At 40.6% G+C, this 21,904-nt stretch carries 26 protein-coding genes; 13 read left to right on the top strand and 13 right to left on the bottom strand.

Going from position 1 to position 21,904, the window contains the following annotated elements; translation table 11 throughout:
* Positions 1–102 precede the first annotated feature (102 nt).
* Positions 103–1,002 carry an NmrA family NAD(P)-binding protein gene (locus OQY15_RS20790; protein WP_265793942.1) on the top strand — a complete coding sequence of 300 codons (900 nt, stop codon included), beginning with the start codon at positions 103–105 and terminating at the stop codon, positions 1,000–1,002.
* A gap of 3 nt (positions 1,003–1,005) precedes the next feature.
* Positions 1,006–1,923 (top strand): helix-turn-helix transcriptional regulator, encoded by a 918-nt coding sequence (locus tag OQY15_RS20785; RefSeq protein ID WP_265793941.1) that lies wholly within the window; start codon positions 1,006–1,008, stop codon positions 1,921–1,923.
* Between the two features lie 292 nt (positions 1,924–2,215).
* Here the strand turns inward: OQY15_RS20785 and OQY15_RS20780 are convergent, their stop codons facing one another.
* The 7 genes from OQY15_RS20780 to OQY15_RS20750 all read right to left on the bottom strand — a co-directional run bounded on the left by OQY15_RS20780 (position 2,216) and on the right by OQY15_RS20750 (position 8,736).
* Positions 2,216–2,914, bottom strand: coding sequence for an AIM24 family protein (locus OQY15_RS20780; RefSeq protein ID WP_265793940.1), 699 nt, complete (start codon positions 2,912–2,914; stop codon positions 2,216–2,218).
* 57 nt (positions 2,915–2,971) lie between these two features.
* Positions 2,972–3,649, bottom strand: a complete 678-nt coding sequence (locus OQY15_RS20775; RefSeq protein ID WP_265793939.1) for a DUF6624 domain-containing protein — start codon at positions 3,647–3,649, stop codon at positions 2,972–2,974.
* A gap of 145 nt (positions 3,650–3,794) precedes the next feature.
* Positions 3,795–4,349 (bottom strand): arylesterase, encoded by a 555-nt coding sequence (locus tag OQY15_RS20770; protein ID WP_265793938.1) that lies wholly within the window; start codon positions 4,347–4,349, stop codon positions 3,795–3,797.
* Between the two features lie 94 nt (positions 4,350–4,443).
* The gene (locus tag OQY15_RS20765) at positions 4,444–5,805 is read right to left on the bottom strand and encodes a putative sensor domain DACNV-containing protein (protein WP_265793937.1); all 1,362 of its coding nucleotides are present in this window, start codon (positions 5,803–5,805) and stop codon (positions 4,444–4,446) included.
* A gap of 11 nt (positions 5,806–5,816) precedes the next feature.
* Positions 5,817–7,778 carry a glycoside hydrolase family 97 protein gene (locus tag OQY15_RS20760; RefSeq protein ID WP_265793932.1) on the bottom strand — a complete coding sequence of 654 codons (1,962 nt, stop codon included), beginning with the start codon at positions 7,776–7,778 and terminating at the stop codon, positions 5,817–5,819.
* A gap of 250 nt (positions 7,779–8,028) precedes the next feature.
* Positions 8,029–8,376: a hypothetical protein gene (locus OQY15_RS20755; protein WP_265793931.1), complete on the bottom strand. Its 348-nt coding sequence runs from the start codon at positions 8,374–8,376 to the stop codon at positions 8,029–8,031.
* Positions 8,377–8,454: 78 nt separating this feature from the next.
* A complete protein-coding gene (locus OQY15_RS20750) occupies positions 8,455–8,736 on the bottom strand; it encodes a GNAT family N-acetyltransferase (protein ID WP_265793930.1) in 282 nt (93 codons plus the stop codon).
* A gap of 176 nt (positions 8,737–8,912) precedes the next feature.
* Between OQY15_RS20750 and OQY15_RS20745 the strand changes: the two genes are divergently transcribed.
* Both OQY15_RS20745 and OQY15_RS20740 read left to right on the top strand, forming a co-directional pair.
* Positions 8,913–9,971, top strand: a complete 1,059-nt coding sequence (locus OQY15_RS20745; protein ID WP_265793929.1) for a hypothetical protein — start codon at positions 8,913–8,915, stop codon at positions 9,969–9,971.
* Between the two features lie 10 nt (positions 9,972–9,981).
* A complete protein-coding gene (locus tag OQY15_RS20740) occupies positions 9,982–10,515 on the top strand; it encodes a DUF6705 family protein (protein ID WP_265793927.1) in 534 nt (177 codons plus the stop codon).
* A gap of 121 nt (positions 10,516–10,636) precedes the next feature.
* Here the strand turns inward: OQY15_RS20740 and OQY15_RS20735 are convergent, their stop codons facing one another.
* A complete protein-coding gene (locus tag OQY15_RS20735) occupies positions 10,637–10,897 on the bottom strand; it encodes a hypothetical protein (RefSeq protein WP_265793926.1) in 261 nt (86 codons plus the stop codon).
* A 175-nt stretch (positions 10,898–11,072) separates the two neighbouring features.
* On the opposite strand from OQY15_RS20735, the gene OQY15_RS20730 reads away from it, so the two are divergent.
* Positions 11,073–11,864, top strand: coding sequence for an NIPSNAP family protein (locus OQY15_RS20730; protein ID WP_265793924.1), 792 nt, complete (start codon positions 11,073–11,075; stop codon positions 11,862–11,864).
* A 22-nt stretch (positions 11,865–11,886) separates the two neighbouring features.
* Here the strand turns inward: OQY15_RS20730 and OQY15_RS20725 are convergent, their stop codons facing one another.
* Positions 11,887–12,390: a 2'-5' RNA ligase family protein gene (locus OQY15_RS20725; RefSeq protein WP_265793922.1), complete on the bottom strand. Its 504-nt coding sequence runs from the start codon at positions 12,388–12,390 to the stop codon at positions 11,887–11,889.
* A gap of 165 nt (positions 12,391–12,555) precedes the next feature.
* Here OQY15_RS20725 and OQY15_RS20720 point away from each other — a divergent pair, with 165 nt between their 5' ends.
* Complete coding sequence (locus tag OQY15_RS20720; protein ID WP_265793921.1) at positions 12,556–14,091, top strand: DEAD/DEAH box helicase family protein; 1,536 nt, start codon at positions 12,556–12,558, stop codon at positions 14,089–14,091.
* Between the two features lie 88 nt (positions 14,092–14,179).
* Here the strand turns inward: OQY15_RS20720 and OQY15_RS20715 are convergent, their stop codons facing one another.
* Positions 14,180–14,983: an alpha/beta fold hydrolase gene (locus OQY15_RS20715; protein WP_265793920.1), complete on the bottom strand. Its 804-nt coding sequence runs from the start codon at positions 14,981–14,983 to the stop codon at positions 14,180–14,182.
* A gap of 83 nt (positions 14,984–15,066) precedes the next feature.
* Between OQY15_RS20715 and OQY15_RS20710 the strand changes: the two genes are divergently transcribed.
* The 6 genes from OQY15_RS20710 to OQY15_RS20685 all read left to right on the top strand — a co-directional run bounded on the left by OQY15_RS20710 (position 15,067) and on the right by OQY15_RS20685 (position 19,740).
* Positions 15,067–15,420, top strand: coding sequence for a helix-turn-helix domain-containing protein (locus tag OQY15_RS20710; protein ID WP_265793919.1), 354 nt, complete (start codon positions 15,067–15,069; stop codon positions 15,418–15,420).
* Between the two features lie 150 nt (positions 15,421–15,570).
* Complete coding sequence (locus tag OQY15_RS20705) at positions 15,571–17,100, top strand: hypothetical protein (protein WP_265793918.1); 1,530 nt, start codon at positions 15,571–15,573, stop codon at positions 17,098–17,100.
* A 131-nt stretch (positions 17,101–17,231) separates the two neighbouring features.
* A complete protein-coding gene (locus OQY15_RS20700) occupies positions 17,232–17,783 on the top strand; it encodes a hypothetical protein (RefSeq protein WP_265793917.1) in 552 nt (183 codons plus the stop codon).
* Between the two features lie 21 nt (positions 17,784–17,804).
* A complete protein-coding gene (locus OQY15_RS20695; protein WP_265793916.1) occupies positions 17,805–18,332 on the top strand; it encodes an STM3941 family protein in 528 nt (175 codons plus the stop codon).
* Positions 18,333–18,419: 87 nt separating this feature from the next.
* Entirely contained in the window at positions 18,420–18,725 is a 306-nt protein-coding gene (locus tag OQY15_RS20690; protein WP_265793914.1) for an ArsR family transcriptional regulator, read from the top strand.
* Positions 18,726–18,774: 49 nt separating this feature from the next.
* Positions 18,775–19,740: a zinc-dependent alcohol dehydrogenase family protein gene (locus OQY15_RS20685; RefSeq protein ID WP_265793912.1), complete on the top strand. Its 966-nt coding sequence runs from the start codon at positions 18,775–18,777 to the stop codon at positions 19,738–19,740.
* Here OQY15_RS20685 and OQY15_RS20680 read toward each other — a convergent pair.
* Positions 19,737–20,033: a helix-turn-helix transcriptional regulator gene (locus OQY15_RS20680; protein WP_265793911.1), complete on the bottom strand. Its 297-nt coding sequence runs from the start codon at positions 20,031–20,033 to the stop codon at positions 19,737–19,739. The two genes, OQY15_RS20685 and OQY15_RS20680, sit on opposite strands and share 4 nt — an antisense overlap.
* Positions 20,034–20,182: 149 nt before the next feature.
* Positions 20,183–20,461, bottom strand: coding sequence for a hypothetical protein (locus tag OQY15_RS20675; RefSeq protein ID WP_265793910.1), 279 nt, complete (start codon positions 20,459–20,461; stop codon positions 20,183–20,185).
* A 220-nt stretch (positions 20,462–20,681) separates the two neighbouring features.
* Here OQY15_RS20675 and OQY15_RS20670 point away from each other — a divergent pair, with 220 nt between their 5' ends.
* Positions 20,682–21,416, top strand: coding sequence for an SIMPL domain-containing protein (locus OQY15_RS20670; RefSeq protein ID WP_265793909.1), 735 nt, complete (start codon positions 20,682–20,684; stop codon positions 21,414–21,416).
* A 6-nt stretch (positions 21,417–21,422) separates the two neighbouring features.
* On the opposite strand, the gene OQY15_RS20665 is transcribed toward OQY15_RS20670, so the two are convergent.
* Positions 21,423–21,812 (bottom strand): Rid family hydrolase, encoded by a 390-nt coding sequence (locus OQY15_RS20665; protein ID WP_265793908.1) that lies wholly within the window; start codon positions 21,810–21,812, stop codon positions 21,423–21,425.
* Between the last annotated feature and the right edge of the window lie 92 nt (positions 21,813–21,904).

Here is a 21,904-nt window from a genome sequence, read left to right as displayed (position 1 = left end):
TTACATATTATTTATATATAGTAGATTCCGACACAACAAAAGTAGATAGAGTTAAAAACACCTCTTTTTCAGTACAGACCTTCGTATTATAAATAGAAAAATATGAAAATCGTCGTAACAGGTTCATTAGGACATATCAGTAAACCTCTTGTGCAGGAGTTGCTTAAGAAAGGTCACCATGTGATCATAATCAGCAGTGATATCAATAAACGCAAAACTATCCAGGATATGGGCGCAGTAGCCGCCATTGGTTCAGTAGAGGATGCAATTTTTTTAGCAGAGACTTTCAAAGGAGCCGATGCTGTATATACCATGGTGCCACCGGTAAATTATATGCAGCAAGATCTTGACCCGGTGCAGCATTTCAGCCGTATCGGCAACAATTATGCACAAGCTATCCGAAAGGCAGGTATCAAGCGGGTAGTGAACCTAAGCAGCTGGGGGGCACATCGCGACAATGGTACGGGTGGAATTGTAGGGACGTATTACCTGGAGAAGATCATAAACGAACTTCCCGCAGTAGTTAATAGTACCCACATTCGCCCTGCTTCCTTCTATTATAATCTTTATGGGTTTATCCCTGCAATAAAAAAAACTGGTAAGATCGCAGCTAATTACGGCGCTGAGGACCATACGGTGCTAGTTGCGCCGGAAGATATAGCCGCTGTAGTTGCTGAAGAGCTGGAAAATAATACCCCCAGAAGTTTCCGCTACGTGTCAAGTGAAGAACTGAGCTGCAATGAGGTAGCCCGCATCCTGGGAGAAGCTATAGGCAAACCGGACCTGAGATGGGAACTCATTACGAAGGAACAAGCACAGCAAAACCTGGAAGCTGCTGGTTTACCGTCCAGCTCAGCCGAACTATTGGTAGAATTGCAGGAGGGTCATCACAAAGGTCTGATCGCGGAAGATTATTATCAGCACAAACCGGAATTGGGCAGGGTTAAACTGAAAGATTTTGCCAAAGGTTTCGCGCTGGCTTATCAAAAACAGGTACCTTAGATTATGACAATGTCGCAGCCCCTGCATATCAAATCGATCACTGAGTTCCACCGGCTCCGGGGGTTACCCGGCCCGGTGCATTCGCTGGTAAGTGTGGTACGCTTTGAAGATATGAAGCAGGAAGCAGACCATCCGCGAAGCTGGATACTCGATTTTTATGCCATTGCACTCAAAAACAATTTCGATGCGAAATTAAAATATGGACAGCAGATCTACGACTTCGATGAAGGGATCATGACCTTTATGGCACCGGGACAGAAGATCGGAATTGAATCTGATTCAGTAAAACCGGTAGGACATTACGGCTGGCTGCTGATCTTCCACGAAGACTTTCTATGGAAGACAGCCATGGCAAAAAGCATAAGGCAATATGAGTTCTTCGGCTACGCGGTCAATGAAGCGCTTTTTCTGTCACAACAGGAAGAAACGATCCTAAATGGGATTATGTTGAATATCCGAACGGAATACCAGCGGAGCATTGACCAATTCACCCAAAATATTATTCTTGGTCAATTAGAGGTGCTCTTGTCTTACGCACAACGATTTTATCAGCGGCAGTTCCTAACTCGTAAGATACACCACCACGATGTTCTCATCAAGTTGGAAGAAGTTTTGGACAAGTCGTTCCGTGAAGATCATCTGAGTAGCAAAGGAATGCCAACAGTAATATCTGTTGCGGCAGCGCTTAAAGTTTCTCCGAATTATCTGAGCGGCCTGCTGAAAAACCTTACCGGCAAAAGTACACAACAGCATATTCAGGATAAGCTGATTGCACGTGCTAAAGAGATGCTGTCGACTACAGGTTTGTCGATAAGTGAGGTAGCTTATGCATTGGGATTCGATTACCCGCAGACCTTTAGTAAATTATTCAAAAGCAGAACTCAGCAGACTCCGGCAGCGTTTAGGCAAACTTTTAATTGATCCTGAATTCATTGCCAAAAGCCGAAGATTTGTTTCAATCTTTATTGTAATACAACAAAGATATAATCTCTAAGTTCCAGTGATTCAGTATTTTTGTTTGTCCTCGGTCCTTTGGTAATTCTCTCGATAAACATTAGACTTTACAAACATTAAAATTATTCTGATCTTTGTATTAACAGTACACGCCACGCTACACCATAAGAACAGCGTACCAGGGCGTGTTTTTTGCTTTAATGACATTTCGATCCGTAGATATACCAACAAGGTTTTTCTTCCAAGACTAGTAAAGGACCTATTTCTGAGTGTATTTAACCTCCTCATAAGGTTGCACTAACACCCAACCCTGTCCCATAAATTCCAACTGGAAAGATTCGCCACTGCCTCGTCCAATAAAGGATCCGAAAGTAAGGTTCGTTTTAATAGATGGAGTTAAGTTTTCTGACCACGCGACCGTCGCATTTGGATCCGTAAACACTGGCTGTCCCGGAGTTACTTTTAGTAATATAGGCTCTCCATGAGTCGTGATTGCAATATATCCTGAGCCCGAAAGCCTGACCTGGAATAATCCCCCGGAAACCATTCCTGCAACACTTTTCAGCATTTTTATTTCATTCTTGATACTCTCTTCTAACGCCAGCACGTCATTTCCGTTGACAAAGATTGATTCGTTCTGCAGTTTTATAATTTTAACTTTTTTTCCCTCATCAGCCAGATAAAGCTTACCACTTCCCGAAGCGTACATTAATGAAGTTCCTTCTCCTGAAATTGCCTTTTTGATCAGTCCGCCAAGCCCTTTACTTAGCATACTCTCTCTTTTGAAATCAATATTACCTATGTATGCTACCATTGAGCCAGCCTTTGCCAGGATCTTTTGATTCTTAAGGTTGATTTCCAGCATAGCAGGCTTTTCCAATTCAAAAAAGTCATTTTCAGCAGGGTTTTCAGCGGCTTCGACAATCAGTTCAGCAAGGGTATATTCTTTCTTTTCCATAAGGGTTGAGTTATAACGTGCTAACTAAGATCGCAAATTAACGGAAGGGGTACAAATTTAGTGTATCACATTACCATTTAGATTTTTACCTGTTATCCTCTCCTTTGCCTGCTCAAGCGTCATTTCCTTATCCCACACTATCTCAGACTTATAAGTTTGATTCAACAAATTGATATAATCCATCATAGGAAGCAGTCCCATTGCTCTTCGACGTGAGTCAAGGCTCACTAATTCCTCTATCGGCCAAATAGTGACTAGCATTCCAACTTTAAACGTTTGTGTACCGTAAGTTTGTTTTTGGCCATTCCGCAACTGCATCCGATCCTGCATGGTTGCATAATCACTCTTAGCAACAACACCACGGTCGCACTGAGTTTTTAACATTGGAAAGTATTTCGCCATAAAAGCAGTATCGGCATGGTCAATGACGAGGAAAATTGTGTTATTCTCTATGGTTGAAAGACCTTGTGGCCATCCGCATTTATCAAGTAAAGCGGCAATAAAGAGTTGATTTTTGCGGTCGGATATTTTCATCTCTAATGCAGCAGACCTAATTGCTTCAGGTGTCTTACTCTCCAAATCCTTAATGATGCGCGCCCGGGCTCCCTGATCTCTCTTCCTGATTTCAGTTAACTTTTGATGAAGCTGAAGTGTATCACTGCACGAAAAGTCCTGTGCACTTACGTAATGAAAATCTAATAAGATAAAAAATAGGATAAAGATACCGTTTCTCATAACTCTTAATATGTGACTAAAACAATAATTTCAAGCAAATAACAAAATTCGAATTAAAGTACGAAATAATTCGTACTATTTTTTTTATCAAGATAAACCTTTTGATGTTGGACTATCAATTCCCTCTATTAATTTATAAAATACATTAAAGCAATGGTAAAAGAATACGCCACACCCTACCGGCAATAATCTGATACCCTTCTGCTAGTGGATGCACACCGTCATGCATGTTTAGGTGCTTGATCCCTGCAACACCATCCAGCAAGAACGGCAAAAATGGGATCTTGTTTGTCATCGCCAGATCCTGATATAGCTGTCTGAACTCCGCAGCGCGCTGACCCGGCACCCATAACGGAAGCTGCATGCCCAACAATAATAACTTGGCTAAAGGAAACTTGCTTTTGACCTGATCAATGATAGCCTGCAGATTACGCTGTGTTCCGGCAGGCGCAAGGCCTCTTAGCAAGTCATTGGCACCTAGTTCAAGGACAAACACATCTATTGGCTCGCTGAGCCAGTAACTCAAACGTGATAGCCCCGAAGCCGAAGTATCCCCGCTCAGTCCGGCATTCACCGCCAGGTAGTCTAGCCCCGTATTATTCAGCTCTCGCTGTATTAATGCAGGAAAAGATTGTTCATCAGGTTGTTGAAGACCATAGCCTGCTGTGAGGCTATCTCCAAAAAATACAATTCGCTTCATGCAGTAAGAACCGCATGAAGGTTGAATTGTTTATCCCAAAACTGTAATCAGAAGAGCTATTTCTCCAAGTCAAAAAATTGTATTAAAACTGAGTTTAATTAGTATCTCCATTATTGAGATTACCATTCGACTGCTTCTTTGACTTTCTTTTTGTAATAAACTGTTGAGTTTTAATATTCTCCCACATGATCAGCTTGTTATCAATCCGCAAAAAGGCACGTATATCACCATCTTGAGATATCACCAGTCCCAGACTTCCAGTGTTTTTCCAGCAATAGGCGATCATAGACCGGTGCCTTGTACCGAAGTGAGTTGGGTCAGTTGCTACAAGGGATTTTGGGCTTGCGGTTGCAGTAGGTGATATATATATTTTCTTTGGCATCCTTCTAGATTTTAAAACACCCCCAAATCCGCTGGACACCATATCCCGATCAAAAAGCAACACCCCATCAACACAACTCTGAGAAGCTAAAAAGGAGATGGCCCCTCGGATCTCATCTGCGACTTCTTTTTTAAGAAATAAGCTTCGTGACTCCTCTACATACCAGTCTTTGGAGATAGTCTTATTCCCTTTTGTTATATGCTCATCAATGAGTGTCTCTGCGACAAAATTATTGATTGTTTCTTTCGCCAGCCTACTGATAGCTACCTTCAGCCTGTCATAATTGATCCGGTACTTGATATCAATTTCCAGCAAGTTATCTGTAATTAACACCGCCCCGCCATGATGATAGTTCTGTATTCTAAGAAGCAGCCTTGATATCGTTTGGATCCATAAGCTATTAATAAATGACTCCCAGTCCTCAAAATTTTCATTTTGATGTTCACTTTTTAAAAACTCAAGGATGTCGGCCTTTAGATGCTGTGCATTCGCTTTTAATATCTTCGCAATTGGACCAATAGTGAAAACATCAAGATAATGGGTAACCAAAATGTTTTGCTTTAATGTGGCTAAAAGCTCATAGTCAAAAAGCACATTTAAGGTACCAATATCACTAATCGTAACTTGAAAGATGCCCGGCTGCTCCGAACCGGAATCTGATTCATAATTCAGAAAACTTTGGTAATGTATAGCCTGATCAATCATACCCCAGATGAATAGTTTACCCTCTGCATCATAATAAACCGCCAGGGAAGTTGCCGTCGGATCCGAAGCTTTCGAGAGCTTAGACAAGGTTTTGATGGAAAGATGAATAAGTTCACTGAAAGAAATAATGTTCCAGCGCTCAGAAGGAAGTACTTCCGGAGGTTTTGGATCTGGATTCTCAGGATCGATGATCGTGATTGTAACTTTGATCAGATCACCTTCCTCAGTCTGCATGCTGGTAAAAAACAGACACTCAAACAGATCTTTTAATGTATCTAAAGAGGGTACGGGACTTGATAAGCTGCTGTGGGCTAACTTTTCCATCACCTGAACAGCAAGGTCTTCGGGTTTTGCATTATTATATACCATATACTCTGATTTTATTCCATTTCAGTAATAACAGCTGCATAACCACCATTCCTGCTCAAGTGAACCTGCAGTTTTGAATGAGAACTTACCATTTGAGCATTCTTTTTATAATCCATCGCCTGATGACCGGCATTAATCCCATCCGAAAAAGAAGTGATTTGATAAGATTGATCTTTCTTAAGGAAATTTAAATCGAGGCTAAACTGTCTTTCCATCCGATTTGTTATTCCTCCGATAAACCACTTATTTCCTTTTCTTTTTGCTACAACCGCGACCTCTCCCACTTCTGCTTTTAGAGCCTTAGTCTCATCCCAGGTAACTGGCACCTGGGTTATAAAATCTGTACATTCTTTATTATTATAATAGAGCGTTGGATTATCACAAAGCATCTGTAAACCGCTTTCAAACAAAACAAAAAGTGCCAATTGATACGCCCGAGTACCAACACTGGCAGCATTAGGCCGTTTGCCGCCGTAAACGTCGGGCTGCATATTGATCATCGCCCCTGGTGTGAAATCCATAGGGCCAACGACGTTTCTCAGAAATGGTAGGAATATAGTATTTTCAGGTTGACAACCTTCCATTTGTTCCATTCCTCTTACTCCTTCATATGAAATGACATTGGGATATTTATGCTCCAAACCTTTTGGCGTGAATGATCCATGAAAATCTACCAGGATGTGATATTTAGCGGCCTCTTTTGCAACACGTTCATAGTAATTGACCATCCATTGATCATTTCTATCCATAAAATCGATTTTTACTCCTTTGATGCCCCAGTCTGCAAACCTCTTAAATAAATCCATATTCTTTTCTACGGTAAGCCAGGTAAGCCATAAAATGATATCGACTTGTTTTTCTTTACCATAACGGATCAATTCATGCAGGTCTACTTTCTTATTCGGAAGATAAGGATCGTGCACGCTTTCTGCCCAGCCCTCGTCCATAATGATATAAGGTACTTTATTCTTTGACGCGAAATCTATATAATACTTATATGTTTCAAGATTAAATCCGGCAACAAAGTCGACATCGCCACCGTATGGTGAGGCAGCATTCCACCATTCCCAGCTAACCTGTCCGGGTTTTATCCAGTGGGTATCTTTGATTTCAGGTTTCGCAGCAAGTTTAACAGGAAGCGTACTTTCCAATAGTTCACGATCATCTTTTGATATAATAAAATATCTCCAGGGATACGTTCTCCTGGCACTGGTTTGTGCTATATAATCTGCTTCTTTTGTTATCCGCATAAACCTGTCCCCTTCCTGCTTTTCTTGCAGGGCGATCTTGGAAAATGTTCCTTCGAGTCCATCAGCTCTATTAGCACTAACAAATAAACATGGGTAATCTGTCAAATCGGTTTCAGCAAAAAGTAACTTAAATCCTTTTTTGGTATCTATGAGTGCAGGTAAAGTAGCCATCTGATTAGCATCTTTCCACTGTTTTGCATTCAAATGAATATAATTAGTTTCATAATTGGAAGTGAAATCTTTTGCAGGTTGTAAATGCAGCAGATAGTCGTCCGGTAGGTTCAATGTTACATCTTCATCACTTATTTTCACTTTACCATTTTGATCACCCTTAGCCGCTGTAATGATCCGATAGGCTATACCATCATTGTAGGCCCGAAACTCTACATTAAGTCCATTCGAAAGTTTTATCAGCATGGCATTGCAGAGATCATTAATTTTAGAAAATTTCATCGGAGTTACGGGATTCAGCTCCTGTGATATACGCAATGATTTGACACTAGTGACTTTCAACTTTTTATCGCTGCTAAGACCTTTAATATCTAAACCAAGATGACATTGTTCAAGAAGAGGGATATCTTCCCTACATACACTGTAGTAGACCCGGTCTGACACTTTTACGCTCACTTTCACTGAACCATTGGGTGAGTTCAAATCCAGTCCTTTAGCACTGACAATGGTAATAATGGAAAACAATATAATGCTGATAACCTTTCTCATCATGATCAAATTATTATAAACTTTGTATTCAAATAAACGAAATTTTAAATAAAATCAAAGCTCCATCTACAATACCTAGCCAGCAAGAATTTGCCTCGACGATGATTCATCAGATACAATTCAACAATAAGAGATAATACGCAAACGACAGTGATAGATGGGCAGCTACCTTTTAAATAGGATTCTATTTAATCTGAATCCCATACTGACTAACTGTAAGCTTAACTTTCTTCCTATTATCAAAAACTCCTGTTTAAATAATGAAATCGATAGAATCTCCTGAGTCAGCTTTATTACTAATTATGGGGTTTATAAACGGGCCTACGCTGAAAACCTTACTATCTGGATTTTCATCGAAATGAGCTACACAAAATATGAAATTATAAGAAACCTCATCAGACTCTGGAAGCTTGGCGTTACCAGAACCATTTGATGATCTAAAGATTGATACGTGAAGCTGTTTTCCGGTAAAAACCTCAAAATTACTGATGGATTCCAGCAACCTTACAGACTCACTTTGGGTAATTATCTTGTATTTTACAGACTGAGCAAAAGAATTTAACGTGATAAGAGTAAAAAGAAGTAAAAAGACTTTTTTCATAACACTAGTCCTTGATTTACAGGAATTGTAGATTATCTCATTAGCATTCACGTTGGGCATATTGATATCAATATATTATCACTTCAATACATCTCTGATATCATCCAGTTTCTTGAACATGCTTGCAGCAAATGGACATAACGGAATAATTTTAATATTCTTCTCCCTCGCCATTTCTACGATCTTATACAACATTTGCTGGCCAACACCTTTACCATTATAAGCTGGTTCAACATGTGTAGAATCTATAATGATGAGTTCTGGCCCTGCGATGGAATAGGTCATTGCACCTACACGTATATCATTGTCCTGCGCCGTTGCAGAGCCTTTGCTTTCATATTCTTTTAATAAAATTTCCATAAGTCTACTATTTGTATAATCAATACGCTAATATAAATATATCTTTTGAAGAACTCATTCTACTTCCATATTATAAGATGTCATCAAATAGTTGTCTGTAGTTAAATTCAAACTAAATTTTTTAAAAACTAAGCGTATTTTAGTCGCGGAATAAGATTCCACATCATTTACTTTTAATGGAAAAAAAGAGATTGTATATCATTGCATCGACCATGTTAATCGTTTTCCTGGGCATAACAGCATGGCGTTACTTCAGGAGTGAAAACTATTTCCTCTCCCGCCTACCGGAAAAATACAAGAGCTATCCGGCAGTAAATGAAAAGATAGATAATACAAACTATCAAATTATACCCCTATTTACCGGCGCCAGGCCAAGAGCTCTTTACCGGGACTCTATTAATAATAATATCATCGTAGAAAGCGTTGAGGAATTCAAGCCAAAAGAATACGAGCAGCCTACGTATTCGGTGACTTACTACCGAATAGACAGTACCGGCAAAGCGTTGGACAGCTTGAATGAAACAGGCAGCACAGCTTTCGGCAGACCCTTCAACGGACATCTGCTCTACGCAGATCATTACAACGATTACCTGAAAACTGGGAAGAATCAGAAGATCGCTTATAAAAATATCAATAAAGATTTAGCAATGGCACCGGAAGCGCTTTCAAGCCTGCTGCAAGAATTGCTGTCCAAAGCTGATGGAGTTACCGTCTATGAAGAAGAGAACCCTATGACTTACATCATGTCAGTAAATGGAGAAGTCTTACAAGTATTTATTCCTAAAACAAGTTCTATCAGTGTTCCCACCGAATACGAAAACAACTTCCATCAATTACTGCCTGTAACGGATTACAGCCATAAAACTGGTTTGAAGCACTACGCTTGGGACAATCCAAAATCAGCTATCACACTCGACTATTTTTTAAAACAGAAATATCAATCCGGCAGCTATTTCTCTATGGCGGCAGCACCATCATCGCGACTGGCAAGGTGGTACGGAATGGGCTATTTCCAGCTTAAAATTGGCTCAGATACAGTAAAATTTAAGCACCCTATCAGTTTTTTGCTTGCTGACAATTTACCTTCCGGAGGTTATTATCATAATGGTGAATGGGGCACGCTGGATTTATTTAATCAGCATATGAAGGGGTTCAATATCCTCACTGTGGGGTTTAATAACAATCATTTTCATAAACTGGATGGTTGTTATCTGGTAGTGTCAGTAGGTGATTAATATAACATTTATGAAAACGATTATAGAAATTTCCCTCTCCATCATACTCATTCTTGTCCTTCAAAAATCCAATGCACAAGTTCAGGATACAATTGATGGGCAAATCCATAATTTTCTAATTTCACCACCTAAATCTGGCACTCTGGTTGTTTTTCCTAAACTCAAGAAATTTGCAGGAACCTGGTATACGAAGCAAAACGGTATTGAAATAACGTTGAAACTTGAACTATTCTCCCACCCTTTTAAAAAAGAGCCGACTTTTTATATTCAATTTTTGGGAGGCGGCGTCAAGTATTCAAAAAACGATACAGTGATGTATAATAATCTGAATGACATGAATATAATTGCCGACATCGGCGATAATGGTCAAAAGGATATGATAGAAGTGTTGATATCCGATAAAACAAGGAGAAATAGACACCCTGTCAACTTAAAACTTAAAGACAGCACAACGCTGGAGTTCGTTCCATCCCCATCTTGGGGAGAAGGAATAAGTCCAAATGAGAAATATACGAGTCTCAATGGCATGGTACTTAAGAAATAATTGTAATTAAAAAAGTCCGGCAGGAATAGTTTCCTCCGGACCCAAAATATCGTTTAAATGCTCTGAGAAATACATCTGTCCACTGATCGTGGAGCCGGTGAGAGCAATCAAATACTTAATATTACGCCGTTGGCATAAGATTCAAGCGTGTAACGATGAGTGAAACTCCGTTGCCGCTCGGGTCAAATTTGGCCGGCATTAGTTTAAATTTAATTGTATCGTTTAATTTGGCGGTAAAATCCTTCCATTTCTGCACAAATTCTTCATTTGATAACCCCGCTATTCCATTGGTTTCATATTCTGACCTCTTAAAAGTAATAATATCACCGATTTTGACATTGCTAGCTTTAAAGTCATTTAAAAATTCCCTGGATAATTTCATGTTGTTGATATGTTTAGTTGATAGATGATAATATCATACAAATATCTGGCCAATAAAAAGAACATTGATACGATTGCCCTTTGGAAGATTGACATTACAAACAATTTTTATATGTCATTGAAAAAGTTATTGATTAACTTAGCGAGTATTACTGACTAATCAAATATCCAACTTCATGTCTAAGAAAGTATTAACGCTATTTTTCCTGTTGCTGCTTATTGCACTGGCACCTCATATCTCAACCGCTACTCCGAAACTTGATTTTTATCAGCTTAAGATCTATCATCTAAGCACCGCTGATCAGGAAACCCGTGTCGACCAGTATTTAAGCAAGGCCTTTATTCCGGCATTGCACAGGGCAGGCATTTCAAGCATCGGTGTCTTTAAACCTATTACAGATCCGGTTAAGGCTACTGAAGAAAAGCTGATCTATGTGCTCATCCCCTTCGCTTCCAGAGATGATTTTTTTAAACTGGATGCGAGATTACAAAAAGACAAACAATATCTGTTGGATGGTGCCGACTACCTTGATGCTGCCTACAATATCGCTCCTTACAACAGAATTGAAACGATCCTGCTGGATGCGTTTTATAAAAGTCCGAAGTACTCCCTGCCTCAGCTCAGCGCCGCAAAAAAGGACAGGGTGTATGAATTGAGAAGTTATGAAGGTCCAACAGAAAAGATTTCGGCCAATAAAATCCGCATGTTTAATACAGGCGATGAAGTGAGTTTATTTAAAAGACTGAATTTCAATGCAATTTTTTACGGACAGGTAGTCGCCGGAACTGCAATGCCAAACCTAATGTATATGACCACATTTGAAAACCGTGCAGACAGAGACAAACACTGGGATGCCTTTACAAAAGACGATTACTGGAGAAAACTTTCGGCCATGCCAGAGTATCAACACAATGTTTCTAAAGGAAATACGTGGTTCCTGTATCCGGCAGATTATTCAGACATTTAAGAATTAGACCCTCTGAGCACTCTTATCGAAAAGGAAAATACTGCTTGTGCTCCCAGGGCCCGCCAAGGTAATACCAGAGATCAATACCAACCGCACTAACTTCAAAAGGGTTAAAATCCTCTGAAAGTCTGGCCAGCAATGTACGCGCTATTTCTGGGCTTGTCTTATTCTGAACAGTAACGTGGCCCCTGAAACCCTGTTTGTCCTGGGGACTCAGATGTTCCGCATATGCTTTAGATAGAGATGCACGAAGCGCAGTTAGTTCTGCTCCCTCCAGCCGGAAAGCAACCCCAGCACCCAGATTGATAAGTGTGGTAACTTTTACGACAAATGGAGAGACAGTCAAATCTGAAAGTATATCTACTGTCTCCGCGGTATCGGGTAGTTTATGAAACAAGGTCAGATGTGCCTTCAGGAAATTGCGCTCAGCAGGAAAATGTTCCACACGCAGCGCATCAAAATACGATTGTGAAACCTCATCCATTCTCACTGTTAAGATTAATACTTTTTCTGCTTCATTATTCATGTTCATCCAGTATGGGCGTGCCAGATTAACATCGTAACGCCATAATTGTTATCAAAAACTAGTTATTATATCCAGAATCTCTCTCCAAATTCTCCCTTTTCAAAACAAAGATCTCACCTAGAAATAGATTCTAAAACCTTTTGGTCACTTGATAGTTATAGGGAAATGCAACCAGAAAATCACTCCGCCATCCTTCCTGCAACAAAGAGGAAGTTATACTCTTATCAGCAACATGATCTGCAAGCGATTTTTGACAGATTAGAAGACCAGCATGACAAGGGCGCGCGACTACTGTATCAACTTCCGACTGGCGGAGGCAAAACAGTGATTTTTTCTGAAATTGCTAAAAGATTTATCGCTACTTATGGTAAAAAAGTTATTGTACTGACGCATCGTACCGAACTTTGCCGGCAGACAACAACTGCGCTGAAAAAGAGTGGAGTGACGAATAAGGTGATCGATAGCAGTGTTAAAAATATTCCTCTGAAAGACAAATTTGAATGTTACGTAGCTATGGTGGAAACACTGAAACGTAGAATTCAGGATAAGCTGATCAACACTGCTGACGTAGGACTGGTTATCGTGGACGAAGCACATCACAATTCCTTTCACAAGCTATTGGGCAATTTTCCAAATGCCTCGGTCATTGGTGTAACAGCTACGCCTTTTTCCTCGGACATCAATCTGCCTATGAATAAATTTTACAAAGAATTAATTCTCGGCGAATCTATTTCGTCATTGATTGGTAATGGTTTTCTGGCCAGCCCTAAGATAAAGTCTTACGAAGTGGAACTAAATTCGCTGAATATGGGATTGACGGGAGATTATACGGTTAGCAGTTCGGATGCGCTTTATGGATCAGAAGTTATGCTTGACCTTCTGCTGCATGCCTACCGTGAGTACTCTGTAAAGAAGAAAACACTCATTTTTAATAACGGCATCTTTGCATCCAGATGTGTCCTCGAGGCATTTACCAAAGCTGGCTACCCTATCCGGCACCTGGATAACAAGACGCTTGCAGATGAGCGGGTAGAAATTCTTGCCTGGTTTAAAAAAACTAAAGGTGCTATACTGACATCAGTTTCTATCTTAACAACAGGTTTTGATGAACCTACTATCCAATCTGTAATTCTCTACCGGGCCACGACATCTCTGACGCTTTACCACCAGATGGTGGGCAGGGGCGCAAGGAGGCTGGCGGGCAAGAAGTCATTTACTGTGACCGATCTGGGCAATAATATTGAGCGTTTTGGCGAATGGCATACTGAGATTGACTGGAAACATGTTTTTGAGCACCCTGATGTTTACCACCAAAGTTTACATTCTGCAGAGCGCGATACACATACCATACCACTGGAAATGCGAAACCAGTTCTCCAATAGCCTGGAGGTGGCTTTTGATGTAGTTGCCGCTTACCAAAAAGCGATAAATAGTGGTGCAAAAGCAAAAACAGTAATGCGCGACTCCATTCGTCAGCATGCGATGATGTGCCTGGAAAATTCTGATGATGAACAGGAAGCACTGGATCTGATCCCTTCGCTTGACAGGGAGATTGATTACAGGGTTAAATTATATGGTAAATGCCTGAGCAAAGTGACACGGGATTATGTGAAATGGCTAGGAGAAGATTATCGTTCAAGACTGAAAATATTGATTCATAAACTATCAGCGAAAAGACGTTTATTAGCCTCTGCGGGCTAAAACATCCCTGTTCCAATAGAAACAGGGATTTGAAACTTTAGCATAAAAATGCTGAAGGCGGATATTACGTGTGATCGGCAGAAAAATATCAATATAGGGATTGCAACATTTCAGACAGCTTTACCGGCTCAGTAATCATCGCATCGTGACCGGTTTTTAACTCCAGGTATTTCCACCCTCTACTTGACTTTGCTGTGTCTGCAAACTGCTGGATTGCGCGGAGTTCGGGTTGAGTACAAGCGATATAGGTTAATGGTAAGTGATTGCCATATGGATTCTTTAGTATGAGGGCCTGAGAAAACGTCCTGAAAGGCTGATTTGTCAGTTGCTGGTTTACCCATTTCATATCCGCCACCTCGGTCACGCCGAAAAAGTCGCTTGTGAAGAATGGGATACTTAAGCCTTGGTCGTTATCATTTGATGCCTTTATAAAGTAGACTCTGATATCATCCGGGCTGACATCAAGAGCGCTTTGCCCGTTTTTAACCAACATAGCATCCAGAAAAACAAGTTGTGATAATCTTTCAGGGATCCGGTCTGCTACACCTGCAATAACAGCTCCCGCATAACTGTGACCTACCAATATAACATTATGCAAATCTTTGCTCACCATAAAATCAACAATGTCATTAATATGAGTGTTTAAATCAATTTTATCAGTCAACTGACTTTTCTTTTCAGCGAGTCCGCTCAATGTCGGCGTATAAACTGAATCCCCTTTTGCCTTTAGTTCCCGGCTTACCCGCTGCCAGCACCAGCCACCATGAAAGGCCCCATGAACCAAAACAAATACTGGCGCTTTTTGTACAGATTGTGCATAAATGTTGGAAACTGACAGGATTAAAATCAGCAATGTGTAAAATGAGCTTTTACGAATAATGAGTGTTTTCATATTATCTTATTTTTGTACAAAATTGGGAACAACCGCTTTTTGAAACAATAACTCACCCGAAAGTGAGTACCTAAAAGATCAGTATGTCAAGTCAATTAAAGCCCGGAACATCTAATGCTTGTAATATCACCTCACTGAGTCTGGCTTGTGAGGTGAATGATGTGCTGAGAAGTATCAGCCCAAGATGGAAAATGCAAATTTTACACAAGATAGCAGCTGGGCATGTCCAGTTTAGCACCTTGAAACAAGCATTTCCATCGTTATCAGACCAAATATTAGGCAAAAGGCTAGGTGAATTAGTTGCCGATGAGCTAATTCTTAAGGTGGTAGTTAAGGAAAAACCACCACAACATATTGTTTATGAAATTACGGACAGGGCAATGGAATTATTGAAAGTCATTGATGATTTGCATCAATGGGGACTGAAATGGTCCTAATAAAAGTAGATCTTTATCTACATCTTTTTTCTACAAATGTCATCTTTCTGATAACGCCTCTTGAAGACATTTGTGTGTCTGAATTAAAAAAGATATTCGTAAAATTTACAATGCTTAAATTAGCATAGGTTAAATTATAGTAGCTCTTATATGAAATTGATCATAACCATTATTACACTCTTTCTGCTCAGCGTAAATTTGCAGGCACAGGTACAAACGGACCAGTACCAGTATAAGATCGATCTCCTAAACATAGAAAATGATAAGGTCAGTGTATCATTTACGCCGCCAAAAAATAAGCTCAAATCAGCGACATTCGTTATGCCTAAATTAGTTCCCGGTTATTATGATGCCATGAATTTCGGCCAGCATATTTCGGAACTGAAAGCGTTTGACAAAACCGGCAAGGAGATCGGAGTAGCCAAACAGGATGTAAATACCTGGAAAATAGCGGATCTGGAGCATACCGTAAAGATCAGTTATCAGGTAGAAGATGGCTGGGAATACCTGGTTCAAAACACCGGAGGTGCGAAGTCGCCAACAAGCATGTTTAAAAAAGATAGCGTGTCCATTATCAATTATAATGCACTCGTAGGATATTTTCAGGAACTACCGAAAACAGGCTATACCGTTACGATAAAAAAGAATCCCGACTTTTACGCGTCTTCGGCCTTGCCATTTGACCATAAAAATGATACTACTGATGTTGCAACAGCTGTTGATTACCGCCGGCTTGTTGACGCACCGGTAATGTACTGCAAACCGGATACCACCTGGCTGAAGGTTGGAGACACGAAGGTCCTGGTGTCCTTCTATTCAGCAGCGCCGGAGAAATATTCTAAAGTACTGGCAGATAAGATCAGTTCGATACTGGAGAACCAGAGGGCTTACCTCGGCGGTAAGCTTCCGGTGAAAGATTACGCCTTTCTGATCTACCATGAATCAATCCCTCACAATGGCTTAATGGGCGATGGTCTGGAGCACAGCAATTCTACGGTATGCCTCTATGGATCGAAAAACCTGGACCGGTTACCGCAGGCGCTGATGAGGGTCGCATCTCATGAGTTTTTTCATGTGCTTACTCCGCTAAACGTGCATTCTGAGGAGATTCAGGAATTCAACTTCTTAAACCCTGTTCTGTCACAACATTTCTGGCTCTATGAGGGCATGACTGAATATGCAACTTTACATATGCCCGTTAAACAGCATATGATCAACCTGGATGAGTTTGTTAAAAGCATCAATGAGAAAATCGACGGCATGAAAAAGTTTGATGACACGCTTTCTATGACACTGATGAGTAAACAAGCGATCGAAAGACAGGATCAGTATATGAATATTTACCAGAAGGGCGCTCTAATAGGTTTGTGCCTGGACATCCGGTTAAGGGAACTTTCAAATGGGAAGTCTGGTACGCAGGATCTGATTCTGGCTCTGGCTAAAAAGTACGGACCTGAACGTGCATTTAAAGACGACACGCTGTTTGATACGATTACCAAAATGACCCACCCGGAGATCCGTGAGTTTTTCAGCAAGTATGTGGAGAAGGGCAATCCCTTGCCGCTCAAAGAAAGTTTGCAAAAGGCAGGTCTTGATTATGATGAAACTACCGCAACAGTGACGATCGCTAAATCTCCCTCCAAAAAACAGGTCGCCTTCAGGAAGATGTGGATTGATTAAAATTTTGATATGTCGACAAATTAAAAAAAATAAACAGGGAATCAATACCATAGATAAATATTTCCCTGTTTGAACATTGCAGGCTTAATTTTTGATAGAAAATCAGTTATTAATAAACAATCTCTGACTTCATGACCTACACTCTTAAAAGCCGTACCACTACCCTTCCGATCTTCCTACTACTAGCTGTCTTCCTGTTTTTGCAGTCCTGCTCAGAACCTGCAGATAAATTTTTCGGTGTAGCTGTCCTGAATACCAATACCATCAGCGATTTTGGTACGCCAATTTTGGCAAAACACATCAATGATGAGACAACCGAGTTTCCAGACATCCCTTCTAGCAAAAAGAAAGGCGACGAAGCTGTAACCAGTGTACAGAATAACATACTGTACATGGAAAAATCACTGAAAGACATCAAGGCATTATCAGCCAGTGACGATGACAGGAAGACCATTAAAGATAAGTCGGTAGGACTTTACGAATTTGTAATTCCGGTGTACAAAAATGAATATACAGCATATGCAAAACTCTGTGACAGCAAAGCTCCTCAGGCCCAGAAGGACGAGCTCTTAAAAGCAATTGAGCAGAAGTACAGCGCAGAATTCGAGTCCAGATATGCAGAACTTTTAGCAAAGGCTAAAGTCTTTGCACAGGAGAACAACCTCAATGTAGACTGGAAGTAAATCAAAATTAACACTCATCACATGGAATTTTACAGAAACAGAAAGAAATCAGTTAACCTGATTCTGATGTGCACAGGCATATTTGTAGTACTGCTGCTTATATTTTTATATGGTTTGGGACTATTCACAGATACCATAAGCGCCAAACTGATCGCTATATCTGCGATATTTGGTTTGATCTTAGCCTTTGTGATCATCAAAAAGATAATTTCCTTATCAGACACTTCGCCACTGGTAATCCTTACCAGGGAGGGAATCTTCTCAAAAGTGACCCCGGTAAGCAAGGCAGCCGGATTGATACTTTGGAACGATATCATCGACATTAACCTCAATAAGGTGGGTGCAGATACTTTGGTTACCCTTACCGTAGACAAGCCGGATCATTATATTCCTAAGATTAAACAGAAGTTATCTGCCATGGCCGTCAATGGAATAGAGGATGCGCAAGGGAATTTACCGGTTAACCTGACCGCATCAGAACTGGACATTGATGCTCAGGAATTATTTACTACTATTACGTCTTATAAAAAGCAAACGCATATTACATAAAACTCTGAAAGCGTCTTTATTAGTTATTTTAAGAAAAAATACATTTTCCATTTGCAGGTATTTAGGTAATTACCTAAATTTGTAACCATGGAATTACTAGAAGTTATCAAGTCCTTATCAAACGAGACACGTTTAAATATTCTTACCTGGTTAAAAGATCCTTTTGATCATTTCCCGAAAGAGGAACTGAGTGAAGAAACACCGGAGTTGGGAGTATGTGTATCCGATATCGCCAAGAAGGCAGGAATGTCGGTACCTACTGTTTCCGATTATTTGAAGACCATGTCGGTAGCCAATGTGTTGATTGCTACACGCAGAGGTCAGTGGACGTATTATAAAAGGAACGAACAACTGATCCAGGATTTAGCAAAACATATAAAAGAGATTTTATAAAAAAATTTAATATAACACTTAGGAATTTACCTAATTAACTCAATGTAATATGAAAGCAGCAATGTTAAAACAGTTCGGAAGCGTTGAAAATTTTGAAATTGTAGACTTACCGACCCCAAAACCTGGATTCAAGGAAGTTTTAGTGAGGCTATTTGCAACATCTATTAATCCTTTAGACATCCAGGTTCGTCGCGGGGATTATAAGAATGAGCTGGAATTACCAGTGATCACTGGACATGATGTCTCCGGAGAGATCGTGGAACTTGGTGAGGGAGTAGAGAATTTTAAAGTGGGCGATGAAGTTTATTACTCTCCGGAAATCTTTAAGGGACAAGGAAGTTACGCGCAGTACCATTGTGCGCATGAGTCGATCATCGGGCATAAGCCAAAAAACATCAGTCACCTGGAAGCGGCAACTCTTCCTTTAGCAGCGGGCACAGCCTGGGAGATGCTGGTGACGAGGGCACAACTTAAAATCAACCAGACAGTATTGATTCACGGTGGTGCCGGAGGTGTAGGCATACCAACAATTCAAATTGCAAAAGCAATGGGCGCAGTTGTATATGCTACAGCACGCAAGGTTCATCATGAGTTTCTTCTTGAGCTGGGTGCCGACTATGTGATCGACTATAAAACGGAGAACTACCTCGATGTGATACAGGAATTGACAGCTGGGAAAGGGGTTGATGTGATTATCGATACCATTGGCGGAGATACGCTTTCAGACAGCGGAAAGATTTTGAGTCAGCTGGGTCAGGTAGTGACCATAGTAGACATCGAAAAACCTCAGAACCTGATTCACGCATGGGGGAAAAATGCGACATACCATTTTGTGTTTACCAGACAGAGCAGAAATAAAATGGATGAGTTGACGCAATTGGTGGAAAATAATAAGCTGAAACCAATCCTGAATAAGGTCTTTCCATTGTCGGAGATCGCTGAGGCTCATAGCCTGATGGAGAACAAATCCGGGAATGGGGATTTCTACGGGAAGATTGGGATAGACCTGGCTTAAATCAAGCCAAAAGCCTCTGCAAACTTTACCAGCTTTAACAGTGAACGATCCCCGACTTTATGCACGATGCTTTTGCGATGGTTATTGACCGTATGAATAGAGATAAACAGTTCATCAGAAATCTGGTTGCTCCCTTTTCCCTGGGCAATCAAAATGATGATCTGTTTTTCTCTTTGTGTTAGGGATTTATACCTTTCCAGATTCAACCTTACATAAGAATTATCGCCAATCAGATGATCTATCTTTTTAGAATTATGCTGCAGACCATTGACAGGCAATGCGATGTTCATCATCAATAACTTCTCCGGATCATCTGCAGGTGTATATATCCTGCAGGTGGTAAAGTACCATTCATAACCCGAGGCAGCATTTGCTCTGACTCTTTGGAAGAAAGAATACCAGCTGGAACGGTCTCCCCTGTCTGCAAAAAGACGGAGTTCATTTAGAACCAGCTCACTTCTTCTGCGGGAAAAAAATCGCGGAAGTAATTGGGTCCCATAGCCGCCAGTTCTTCTTTACTTTTTTTCAGAATCTCACAACCTTTATTGTTCATGTAAGTATTGGTCAGCACCTTCAGGTCCTGCACCATCACAGAGCCGGGTATGTATTCGCCAATTTCCTCCAACTGCAGCGAGCCCGTAAAAAAATGGTTTTGAGTACTCAGAATTTGACTTTGCACATTTTGTACGCACTCATTTACAGGGAGAGTTTTCGTGTTCATTGAGAGAAGATTGATGAGCGTTAAGTATTATATTACAGGAACTTACTATAAATATAAAACTTTAAAATCCACATTTACCCAAAATAAGGGAAAGCTGTAACCTGTTGAAAGATTTACACTTATAAGTGTTTACACAGCGGTTGAATTTGATCTCAGCTAAGAATTCCTCATTATCTCGTTATACCAGAATTTTGTATCTTGCTATAGTAAATCCATTCCTATGAAACCATCAATCATTACTGCGGTTATCGTTGGCCTATGTGCAATCATCGCTTTTGCCTTGATCGGCAACGCCTACAAGTACCGTTCTAAAACCATGGAAACCATTGTAGTGACCGGGCTGTCGGAAAAAGATTTCAACAGCGACCTGATTGTATGGAATGGCTCCTACTCGCGTAAGTCTTTTGATCTGAAGGAAGCATACAGCACCTTGAAAGCGGACGAAAATGCCATCCGCAGCTACCTGCTTAAAAAAGGAATTGCGGCAGGGAATCTGCAATTTTCGGCAGTAACGATCAATAAAGAGTTCAGTCAGCAAACCAATGCAAACGGACAGTACCTTTCTCAGCAGTTTTCAGGATACAACTTAACACAGTCCGTTAAAATAGAGTCCGCTGAGGTTGAGAAAGTGGATAAAATATCCCGTGAAGTTGGGGAGCTGATACAAAGCGGCATCGAGTTTAACTCTTCGGCACCCATGTTTTACAACACCAAACTGAACGAGGTAAAAATGGAGTTGCTAGGCAAAGCAAGTGCCGATGCACGTGCCCGTGCTGAAACTATTGCAAAAAATGCAGGCAGCTCATTGGGAGAACTGAAGAAAGCTACAATGGGGATTTTCCAGATCACGGGGAAAAACAGCAATGAAGATTATAGTTATGGAGGTGCATTTAACACCTCCAATAAAAATAAAACCGGATCGATTACCATAAAAATGGAGTTCAGGGCCGATTAAACTGTGTTACTTTACCGCCGTAGCCTCGAGCTCAACCTTCAGTGTTTCATAAAGTTCTGTCACCTGGAAAAAGCTACCGGCCTGCTTGATCTCATTCCTGGCGATCCACTCTCCGAAAGTGTCGAACACCTCAAAAAACTCTTTGTGGGAGCTGGTAAATACATCTAACCTGACAATGTTCCTCACTTCATATCCGGCTCCGGTGATTACCTTTTCCAGATTGTCGATCGCAATCAGTAACTGGGTTTTCATGTCTGCCGTACTTGAGCTGCCATCGGGTAATACTGCTGCCTGACCAGCGCAGTATAAGGTACTTTCAACTTGTTTTACTTCAACTGACTGTTGATAATGACGTCCGTCCTGCCATTTCCATGGGCTGTATGCGCGCTTTTCCATCTATTGTAGAATTAAATTTGATTAATATTTCCTATTCTGCAAAGCTCCGGAAACCGCTTTTAATACAGTTGTGAGAAATATCACAAACATGA

Origin of the sequence: Pedobacter sp. MC2016-15, from assembly GCF_026239695.1 — a bacterium.
In the GTDB taxonomy this organism is placed as follows: Bacteria; Bacteroidota; Bacteroidia; order Sphingobacteriales; family Sphingobacteriaceae; genus Pedobacter.
Note: the sequence above shows the minus strand (reverse complement) of the source record. Positions and strands in the feature narration are given on the sequence as shown.

Bases quoted from the DNA above. Each gene is read 5' to 3' on its own strand.
- OQY15_RS20790 (WP_265793942.1), top strand. From the start codon at position 103: ATGAAAATCGTCGTAACAGGTTCATTAGGACATATCAGTAAACCTCTT.
- OQY15_RS20785 (WP_265793941.1), top strand. From the start codon at position 1,006: ATGACAATGTCGCAGCCCCTGCATATCAAATCGATCACTGAGTTCCAC.
- OQY15_RS20780 (WP_265793940.1), bottom strand. From the start codon at position 2,914: ATGGAAAAGAAAGAATATACCCTTGCTGAACTGATTGTCGAAGCCGCT.
- OQY15_RS20775 (WP_265793939.1), bottom strand. From the start codon at position 3,649: ATGAGAAACGGTATCTTTATCCTATTTTTTATCTTATTAGATTTTCAT.
- OQY15_RS20770 (WP_265793938.1), bottom strand. From the start codon at position 4,349: ATGAAGCGAATTGTATTTTTTGGAGATAGCCTCACAGCAGGCTATGGT.
- OQY15_RS20765 (WP_265793937.1), bottom strand. From the start codon at position 5,805: ATGGTATATAATAATGCAAAACCCGAAGACCTTGCTGTTCAGGTGATG.
- OQY15_RS20760 (WP_265793932.1), bottom strand. From the start codon at position 7,778: ATGATGAGAAAGGTTATCAGCATTATATTGTTTTCCATTATTACCATT.
- OQY15_RS20755 (WP_265793931.1), bottom strand. From the start codon at position 8,376: ATGAAAAAAGTCTTTTTACTTCTTTTTACTCTTATCACGTTAAATTCT.
- OQY15_RS20750 (WP_265793930.1), bottom strand. From the start codon at position 8,736: ATGGAAATTTTATTAAAAGAATATGAAAGCAAAGGCTCTGCAACGGCG.
- OQY15_RS20745 (WP_265793929.1), top strand. From the start codon at position 8,913: ATGGAAAAAAAGAGATTGTATATCATTGCATCGACCATGTTAATCGTT.
- OQY15_RS20740 (WP_265793927.1), top strand. From the start codon at position 9,982: ATGAAAACGATTATAGAAATTTCCCTCTCCATCATACTCATTCTTGTC.
- OQY15_RS20735 (WP_265793926.1), bottom strand. From the start codon at position 10,897: ATGAAATTATCCAGGGAATTTTTAAATGACTTTAAAGCTAGCAATGTC.
- OQY15_RS20730 (WP_265793924.1), top strand. From the start codon at position 11,073: ATGTCTAAGAAAGTATTAACGCTATTTTTCCTGTTGCTGCTTATTGCA.
- OQY15_RS20725 (WP_265793922.1), bottom strand. From the start codon at position 12,390: ATGAATAATGAAGCAGAAAAAGTATTAATCTTAACAGTGAGAATGGAT.
- OQY15_RS20720 (WP_265793921.1), top strand. From the start codon at position 12,556: ATGCAACCAGAAAATCACTCCGCCATCCTTCCTGCAACAAAGAGGAAG.
- OQY15_RS20715 (WP_265793920.1), bottom strand. From the start codon at position 14,983: ATGAAAACACTCATTATTCGTAAAAGCTCATTTTACACATTGCTGATT.
- OQY15_RS20710 (WP_265793919.1), top strand. From the start codon at position 15,067: ATGTCAAGTCAATTAAAGCCCGGAACATCTAATGCTTGTAATATCACC.
- OQY15_RS20705 (WP_265793918.1), top strand. From the start codon at position 15,571: ATGAAATTGATCATAACCATTATTACACTCTTTCTGCTCAGCGTAAAT.
- OQY15_RS20700 (WP_265793917.1), top strand. From the start codon at position 17,232: ATGACCTACACTCTTAAAAGCCGTACCACTACCCTTCCGATCTTCCTA.
- OQY15_RS20695 (WP_265793916.1), top strand. From the start codon at position 17,805: ATGGAATTTTACAGAAACAGAAAGAAATCAGTTAACCTGATTCTGATG.
- OQY15_RS20690 (WP_265793914.1), top strand. From the start codon at position 18,420: ATGGAATTACTAGAAGTTATCAAGTCCTTATCAAACGAGACACGTTTA.
- OQY15_RS20685 (WP_265793912.1), top strand. From the start codon at position 18,775: ATGAAAGCAGCAATGTTAAAACAGTTCGGAAGCGTTGAAAATTTTGAA.
- OQY15_RS20680 (WP_265793911.1), bottom strand. From the start codon at position 20,033: ATGATGAACATCGCATTGCCTGTCAATGGTCTGCAGCATAATTCTAAA.
- OQY15_RS20675 (WP_265793910.1), bottom strand. From the start codon at position 20,461: ATGAACACGAAAACTCTCCCTGTAAATGAGTGCGTACAAAATGTGCAA.
- OQY15_RS20670 (WP_265793909.1), top strand. From the start codon at position 20,682: ATGAAACCATCAATCATTACTGCGGTTATCGTTGGCCTATGTGCAATC.
- OQY15_RS20665 (WP_265793908.1), bottom strand. From the start codon at position 21,812: ATGGAAAAGCGCGCATACAGCCCATGGAAATGGCAGGACGGACGTCAT.